The sequence below is a fragment of the Alcanivorax sp. HI0007 genome, from assembly GCF_001635525.1.
Lineage (GTDB): Bacteria > Pseudomonadota > Gammaproteobacteria > Pseudomonadales > Alcanivoracaceae > Alcanivorax.
On sequence record NZ_LWEJ01000122.1, the window covers coordinates 36706 to 44880 of the forward strand.

An 8175-nucleotide genomic window follows, 5' to 3' on the forward strand; every position below is an offset into this window, starting at 1 on the left:
GGAGAAAACGCATGACTCATGCACCTCAAATCAAAGTCCCCGCCACCTACATGCGTGGGGGCACCAGCAAAGGCGTGTTCTTCAGCCTCACGGATCTGCCGGAGGTGGCCCAGGTCCCAGGCGAGGCCCGTGACAAACTGTTGCTGCGAGTGATCGGTAGCCCGGACCCCTACGGCAAACACACCGACGGCATGGGTGGTGCCACATCCAGCACCAGCAAAACAGTGATTCTGGCCAAGAGCGAGAGCGCCGATCATGACGTGGATTACCTGTTCGGTCAGGTCTCCATCGACAAGCCCTTTATTGACTGGAGCGGCAATTGCGGCAACCTGACCGCGGCGGTAGGGGCTTTTGCCATCAATAATGGACTGGTAGCTGCCGAACGCATTCCTGAAAATGGCATCGCGGTGGTGCGCATCTGGCAGGTGAATATCCAGAAAACCATCATCGCCCACGTACCGATCACCAACGGGGAAGTCCAGGAAACCGGTGACTTCGAGCTGGACGGGGTGACCTTCCCGGCCGCGGAGGTACAGGTGGATTTCATGGATCCGGCGGATGGCGACGGTGCCATGTTCCCCACGGGCAATGTGGTTGATGAGCTGGAAGTCCCCGGCGTCGGCACCTTTCCGGCGACTATGATCAATGCTGGCATTCCTACGGTTTTCGTGAACGCAGAAGATATCGGCTACACCGGTACCGAGCTGCAAGGGGATATCAACGAAAACAAGGACGCGCTGCAGAGATTCGAGACCATTCGCGCTTACGGTGCCGTGCGCATGGGACTGATCGAGAATATCGAGGAAGCGGAAGCCCGCCAGCACACCCCCAAAATTGCTTTTGTGGCAAAACCGAAGGCGTATACCGCATCCAGTGGCAAGCAAATCGGAGAAGGGGAGGTGGACCTGCTGGTGCGGGCCTTGTCCATGGGCAAGCTGCACCACGCCATGATGGGCACCGCCGCCGTGGCCATCGCCAGTGCCTCGGCGGTGCCGGGCACCCTGGTTAACCTGGCCGCCGGTGGCGGCGAACGTGACAGCGTAACCTTCGGCCACCCCTCCGGCACCCTGCGCGTCGGTGCCGGCGCCCAGCAAGTGAACGGCCAGTGGACTGCCACTAAAGCCAGCATGAGCCGTAGTGCACGGGTGCTGATGGAAGGCTGGGTACGGGTCCCCGGCGATTGCTTCTGATTGGCTCTGCCGATTTACCTTGCGAGTAAAGCTCCAGCGATTTGTTCTGCCGTTGGAGCCTTGCTCGCAAGGCGAATACCCACCCATTTAATCTCTTTCAAGCCTTGACCCTCTGTCACCCCGGGGCGACCCTGAAGGCCAACCCATCAACGGGGAGGCGTCACCATGCCCAGCAATGTGGATAGTAACGAACGCCCGGACTATGACCCGGAAATTCAGGCCATTGCGGACTATGTGTTGAATTACCGCATTGATTCGCAAGAAGCCTGGGATACGGCGCGTCATTGCCTGATGGACACCCTGGGCTGTGGCCTGCTGGCGTTGCGCTTTCCCGAGTGCACCAAACACCTGGGCCCCCTGGTGGAGGGCACCCTGGTTCCCCATCCTGCCCGCGTACCTGGCACCTCACACCGTCTTGACCCAGTCAAAGCTGCCTGGGACATCGGCTGCATTGTCCGCTGGCTGGACTATAACGACACCTGGCTGGCAGCAGAGTGGGGGCATCCATCGGATAACCTGGGAGCTATCCTGGCGCTGGCAGACCACCTATCCCAGAAGAAGGTGGCACAGGGCAGGGCGCCGCTGGCCATGAAGGATGTGCTGGATGCAATGATTCGGGCCCATGAAATCCAGGGCGTACTGGCACTGGAGAATTCCTTCAACAGGGTAGGGCTCGACCATGTGGTGCTGGTGAAAGTGGCGTCCACGGCCGTGGCAGCAAAAATGATGGGTGCCAATCGCGAACAGCTGCTTTCCGCCATTTCCCATGCATGGGTTGATGGTCAGTCTCTACGTACCTACCGCCATGCCCCCAATGCGGGTTCACGAAAATCCTGGGCTGCCGGCGATGCCACCAGCCGGGCCGTACGGCTGGCCGATATCGCGCTGAGAGGGGAGATGGGGATCCCCGGTGCGCTGACGGCCAAGCAGTGGGGCTTCTACGACGTACTGTTTTCCAAGACCAACAAGGATCAGCAGATCAAACCCGAGGCAGAGCGCAGATTCCGCTTTCAGCGAGAGTATGGCTCCTATGTCATGGAGAATATTCTCTTCAAACTCAGTTTCCCGGCAGAGTTCCATGCCCAGACGGCCTGTGAAGCGGCGGTGACCCTGCACCCTCAGGTAAAGGATCGTCTCGACGAAATCGACAGGATCGAGCTTACCACCCACGATTCCGCTATTCGTATCATCTCCAAGGATGGCAAGTTGGCCAATCCGGCGGACAGAGACCACTGTCTGCAATACATGGTCGCCGTACCCCTCATATTCGGTGAACTGACTGCCGAACACTACGAGGATGACTTCCATGCTAGCCACCCCAGGATCGACACCCTGCGCGACAAAATGATCGTCCGGGAAGACAAACAGTATTCGTCGGATTATCACGACCCTGATAAGCGGTCCATCGCCAATGCCATCCAGATAGTATTCAAGGATGGTTCCCGCACGGACAAGGTGGCGGTGGAATATCCCATTGGACACCGCCGTCGCAGGGAGGAGGGGATCCCTGTTCTGGAAAGCAAATTCCGTCGTAACCTGCTTACCTGCTTCCCCTTGGCGCGATCAGAGAAAATCCTGGAACGCTGCCAGGACCGTGATGGGCTTGAAACTATGCCGGTCAATGACTTCATGAGCATGCTGGCTTTGTAAGAGCTCGGCAGTACAGTCGGAGCATTTCGTCAGCCCGACGCAACCCCCGAATTTTCTGTTGGGGCCATGCTTGCATGGCGAACCGCCCAACTCCGCACCTCATCCGCATAGTTAGTGACGCCCCTTGATGCGATTCAGCATCCACAATCTCCCCCCAAAGTGTGCATATTTGTAACAGGCGGAGTGAATTCCTGGCGCACGAATATTTATATGCTGAGTAAACTCGGTGTATACAGGTTTCAACTTGTTGAAATTCATTAAATTTTAAATCTGACATCGTGTAGTGTTTCTGTTAACACATGTTGTGACACGTTAACAGCCTGTGTAACCTTGTGGCATAAGTAACCAGTCCTGCCCAAAGACCCTTCATGGCCAGACTGATAACAACAAGACAGAGGTCACAGTGCGGCGCAACAACTCCCTTTCCCACATGCTGCTGGGAGCGGCCCTCACCCTCGGCGCTTCCCAGGCAATGGCTCTTCAAGAAATGAGCGATGACTCAATGTCCGAAGTTCAGGGCACGGGTCTGGCATTTGCCATGGATGACTTCAGTTTCCGCTTTGCCCCTACCAGCTATATAGAACTCACGGGCACTCAGGCACAGGGTGCAGATTGGGAACGGGGTGATGCCCGTTACTACGGCCTTTCAATTACCAATGGGGAGCAAATCGCCGGTATGGATTGGCATGGTTCAGGCTGCGGCTCCGGCGGTGCTTTCGGTAATGATTACCTGGCTTGTCCAATGGGTACGGACAATGGTGGGGGAATCGGTGCCTTTGCCTCCATTTACGACCCCTACCTGCTGCGTGCCTACCAATACGAGGGCTATGACTATTCGGGCGCTTATCTCAGTACCCCAGCAAATATGCCTACCGTGATGGAGTTGATAGGCCCCAGCGATACTGACCGCTGGCGCTGGTCTTTCTGGGGTGAGCTTGAGGTGGATCGATTAAATAACAATCCGGCCGATGGCGCTCTGAACAATAGCTATAACGTTGGTGGTGCCGATTTCCTTCAGAGCCAGACCATAATCCACGGTAAACCGGTTACTGCGGCCGGCAGACCTGCCCGCCTGCGCCTGATGCGTACCACCGGTATGGACTCGGCGCTTTACCCTTGGGCAGATTCCAACACATTCGGCATCACCTACGAAAGTGCTCTCTCAGGCGATTTTCGTTTCTCTGTTCGCCAGCAAGCTGACTCTGAAGACCGCCTGCATTGGGTGCCCAACTTCGAAGACAACGAAGGCATGTACTTCAAAAATGTTGATGCTTATCTGCCGCTAGGCCAACTGCATTATCAAGCTCTCACCCTGGATGCCGTGCGCACCGGTAGCGAGCGCGGTAACTTTGTTATCGAGCTGACCCGAATTCCCAATATCGCTGCAGTTTATGAAGATTTTTATTGCGATGGCCCTTGCAATATTGTTAGCGGAGAAATTCAGAATCCCAACAAAGATACGCGTGGCTATGTTCGCTGGGGAGACTTCACCCGTTTTGACAACCCAGGGTCTACTGAGGGCTTTGCAGTGCCGGGTGCACAATCTACTGATAACGGCATTTACTTTGTTAGTGGCGGCACCGGCATCGGCTCAGGAACAGTGACCCCTGATACTGTCACTAATCTTGGGATCTCCAGGATTGAAGGCATGCGCATCAACCATATGAAAATCACTACTTTGGGGGCTGGGTTATGACGAGTTGCGTTAGAAAACCACTTGGGCTCCCGTTGCTTTTACCGCTGCGAGGTTTCGTGTTTTTTTGTCTTGTAATGATGTTTTTAAATATAGGCTCGGCCTTTGCGCTTGAACCTATGGATGATACAGAAATGGGCGGTGTCACGGGTCAGGAAGGCGTACTCATTAGCTTGCAATACTACTACAACAGTAGGCCGCCTCATGAAGTTACAAACGATGAAGATATTGGTTCGGCTAACGCTGATTGTACTGGTTTAGCCAGTTTAAACTGTCGACTTGCCCTGCAGCTCGAAAATCGTGATTTTGGATGGTTGGTATTCAAGAATGGGCATGCCTCACTGGAAATGAATCGTTTGAGTCTAGATGCTGCATTTCTTGGCGGAGATCAAGTGACAGAAAACGGGGTTAGTGCAGCTAACAAAGCGATAAGCTTTAATGATGACAAGTTTCGTAATGAGGCAGGGGATTGCCTCTTCGGTGACTGCACAACGTCGTGGATTGATAACTCGCCTGCTGTTCGAGCTCAATACCCAGAAAGTGGTGGTGTATATACACCAGGCGTTGCAGGGCAACCTGGCACTAGCCAAGGCTACAATGATGTCCGCTTGGGTGTTTATGTTCAAGGACTCGCTGTTGAATACAATGAGCCTGAGATTGGGGAAACATGGATAGCAGCTCCCGGTTGGCAGGCAAACAATTTCGGGTCCTTTTTAGGGTTTGAAATTGCAGACAATAATAGTCATCAGGCTGGTATTGCTATCGGCGGTAACTTCTATATGTACGGCTTCTAAACCATGAAAAAACGCAGAATAACAATACAAAGCGTTTCTCTTTCAGTGGCTAGCCCACTACTCACTAGAGCGCTGCCATTTTCACTGGTTGTTGCGACTTTCCCCGCGGTAGCTATGCAGGCTCTTGATGACAGAGATTTGGCGGGCGTTTCCGGTAAGGATGGTCTGACGATCAATCTGGAAGCGACTGAAGGTTGGAATGCAGACGCTGTTAAGTGGCAACCGGATGCGGCTGAGATAAGCCTGAATACAATCAATCTTGATGGAGTCGGGGCAGATGGCACCATGGTAGGAGCTGCTCCTGCTGCCGCTACTTTCACTGTTGATGCTGGTGCAGACGCTGATGGCGCTCCCTTATTGGGTCTTGGCCTGCACACTGATAGTCGTGTTCGCGTGCAGGCAGACTCAATAACTATTCCCTCCGCAAGTAATTCACGTTCCATGGGAGCATTTGCCTTCGACTTTGAAGGTGGGATCGATCTAGTAAACAGCGGTATTTTCAGCATGGGTTACAACAAAGCCTCGCTGTTAGGTGAAATCCGTGATGCAGATTTATTCTACCGCCAAGGTGACGACACTAATCCCTGGATAGCGATGCATGACTTTGCTCTGCGCTGGGAGATTCCAGAGGGTATTCTTGGTGTCGATAATCAAGGAATCGTCCATCGTGCAGGCCACCCTTATAACCCGAACGCTGTGTCCGGCCCGTCATCTGAGGTCCCTACTTCGTCCAATATTCAAGCGTCAGATCTGATCAACCTGGCGCTGGACTTCGATTTAATATATGGCCAGAAAGTCGGAGCTGAAGAATTCCGTGTTACCAATAATGCTCGTGGAATAATGCATTTTGGCTTCCTGGGTAGCATTCGCGATGCTGAGCTTAAGTGGATGCCCGGTGGTGTTTGGCAAGGGGCAACGGTCGGTGTGTTTGACCCATATGGTGCCAGTGCTGTGACCTCAGAAGGGCTGCGTTTTAGCTCACAGTGGGACTATGTGAATCTCGACGATATCGCCGCGAACAGCTTCCTGTCCGCAGAAAATGAATTTCGCTGGAGGCTTGGCGAAACTGCTGACGTTGCAAGCGCAGACCAGTCCCGGGTGAACTTTGAGCTTGGCGATTGGACCATGTGGGGGGAGCGGACAGAGCGAAAACCCTCCGCCCATTATTTTCCATTGATCGCAATAGATGTAATTAATGGTGCAGGGCAGGGACCTGGTGGGCTTTGCTGGGGGCATGGCACAAATTTTCAGGCTGCAGGATGTGATAGCGCGGGCGGTCAGTTCATGAATATTCAGCCAGGTCGCATCGGTGATTATTATGGCTTCAGTCATGAAGGTGATTCAGGAGCTCTCGCCATTATGGTTCGCGATGGCCAGCTCCAAGCCTACTCTCGTAAGGTTCGCCTACTAGAGCGACAGTCAGATGGAGAAACAGTAAATACCCGGGAATTCGACTGGGGCCTCATCTACTCGCTGGCCAATATTGATGCCAATTTTTATTTATATCCTGGTGGCACTCGTTATGATTCTGGATCAGCATCATATGTTGGCGGGGATGGAATCATTGCGGACATTTTACTGAAATCGCAAACGCTTGATGCAAGTAATGAGCTTCAGACCCAGAATTGGGACCACGGCACACATCTAATGATAGCTGATACTGATGCCAGCATGGGCATCGGTTTTATGAGTTCCAGTTTTGTCGTGGCGGGTAACGATACCCGAATTTGGGTAAAACCGCAGAATGGAAGCGATTACTATTCTGGCGGCGTCGATATTTTCTCCCCAGAAGCACGGTTCAACTATCGTGCGACCTTTGGTGGGGGGCTGCTGCCAGGCCATCCCGACTACGATCCTGATAGCACCTCCCGAGCACAGACTGTTAACGGTGCGAATCTGGACATGAATTTGGAAGGGTTGGTTAACCTGCGATTTTCCCCGTCTGATCCTGCCTCTACCGCTGGCAACAATTATTTGGGCTTTAGTGGTGCATTGAGTCTCGGGACCACCCATAGTGACGGAATGTTGGGTGCTACCACGGACGTGGCTAACTGTGGTTCACAGGGTGATTCGAATTGCGGTAGTTACTTGTCTATTGCTGAACCAAGTCAGCCGCAAGCAGCAATAAAGCTTGCCAATATTACGGGCGACCTGGCCTTTACTGAGGGAAGAGTAGATATCGTTGGGACTAGTGAAAGAGCAATGAGCCCTGAGCCCAAAATGATAATCGCCAATAATATAAAAGTTGGGTATGCGGCGACCGACCACCTGAGCAGCGTCCTAGAAACGGCTCCAGGTATTTCTAGTGCTAATGCAGGGCAACCTGTAATTATCGACAGCATTATGCTAGGTGACGCCAAACTCGGTCGTATGGTCATTCCTTCAGCGCAGATTCACTCTAGTATCACGCTGGAGCCACAAAGCGCAGCAGTGCCGTTCTCTCCGTAAGCACTGTAAACCGACTGTGTGTGGAGCTGTCATACAAGACAACAGAGCAGGCAAAATGATGAGCAACCAGAGAATAACAATAAATTTCGCCATTAACTCTCTAGCCTCTCTATGGACCCTGATTCAGAGAATCTTTTTTGTCATGAAAAATATATTTTACGTTTATCTTCTGAGCTTCTCTAAAATGAGTAGTATTTTTTTATTCTCGCGAATTTATTCAGAAAAAGCATGGATGGCGTTAGTGTTTTGCATGTCAACTGTTTTGTTGGGTGTCGCTTTACCGGTTAGTGCAATGACTGAGATGGCTGACAAAGAAATGTCTAATGTGTCTGGTCAGGCGCTATTGCAAATGGATAAAGAGTTCACCAATGGTTTTACGTTTTATAAAGCGGGCCTTGAT

At 52.7% G+C, this 8175-nt stretch carries 6 protein-coding genes; all 6 read left to right on the forward strand.

The features are described 5' to 3' along the window. Positions 1-11 precede the first annotated feature (11 nt). A complete protein-coding gene (gene prpF, locus A3714_RS07130) occupies positions 12-1190 on the forward strand; it encodes a 2-methylaconitate cis-trans isomerase PrpF (protein ID WP_063509575.1) in 1179 nt (392 codons plus the stop codon). A 165-nt stretch (positions 1191-1355) separates the two neighbouring features. Next, complete coding sequence (locus tag A3714_RS07135; RefSeq protein ID WP_063509576.1) at positions 1356-2840, forward strand: bifunctional 2-methylcitrate dehydratase/aconitate hydratase; 1485 nt, start codon at positions 1356-1358, stop codon at positions 2838-2840. A 403-nt stretch (positions 2841-3243) separates the two neighbouring features. Continuing rightward, positions 3244-4536 (forward strand): hypothetical protein, encoded by a 1293-nt coding sequence (locus A3714_RS07140; protein WP_156493055.1) that lies wholly within the window; start codon positions 3244-3246, stop codon positions 4534-4536. Continuing rightward, positions 4533-5327 carry a hypothetical protein gene (locus A3714_RS17720; RefSeq protein WP_156493839.1) on the forward strand — a complete coding sequence of 265 codons (795 nt, stop codon included), beginning with the start codon at positions 4533-4535 and terminating at the stop codon, positions 5325-5327. Before A3714_RS07140 ends, A3714_RS17720 begins: the two co-directional genes overlap by 4 nt. Positions 5328-5330: 3 nt before the next feature. Continuing rightward, complete coding sequence (locus A3714_RS07150; RefSeq protein WP_156493057.1) at positions 5331-7775, forward strand: DUF6160 family protein; 2445 nt, start codon at positions 5331-5333, stop codon at positions 7773-7775. A 55-nt stretch (positions 7776-7830) separates the two neighbouring features. Further along, positions 7831-8175, forward strand: a 345-nt coding sequence (locus A3714_RS07155) for a hypothetical protein (protein WP_156493840.1), incomplete at its 3' end; no start/stop codon positions are given.

Excerpts from the sequence above, each read along its gene's own strand:
- prpF (WP_063509575.1), top strand. The coding sequence starts at position 12 with ATGACTCATGCACCTCAAATCAAAGTCCCCGCCACCTACATGCGTGGG.
- A3714_RS07135 (WP_063509576.1), top strand. The coding sequence starts at position 1,356 with ATGCCCAGCAATGTGGATAGTAACGAACGCCCGGACTATGACCCGGAA.
- A3714_RS17720 (WP_156493839.1), top strand. The coding sequence starts at position 4,533 with ATGACGAGTTGCGTTAGAAAACCACTTGGGCTCCCGTTGCTTTTACCG.
- A3714_RS07150 (WP_156493057.1), top strand. The coding sequence starts at position 5,331 with ATGAAAAAACGCAGAATAACAATACAAAGCGTTTCTCTTTCAGTGGCT.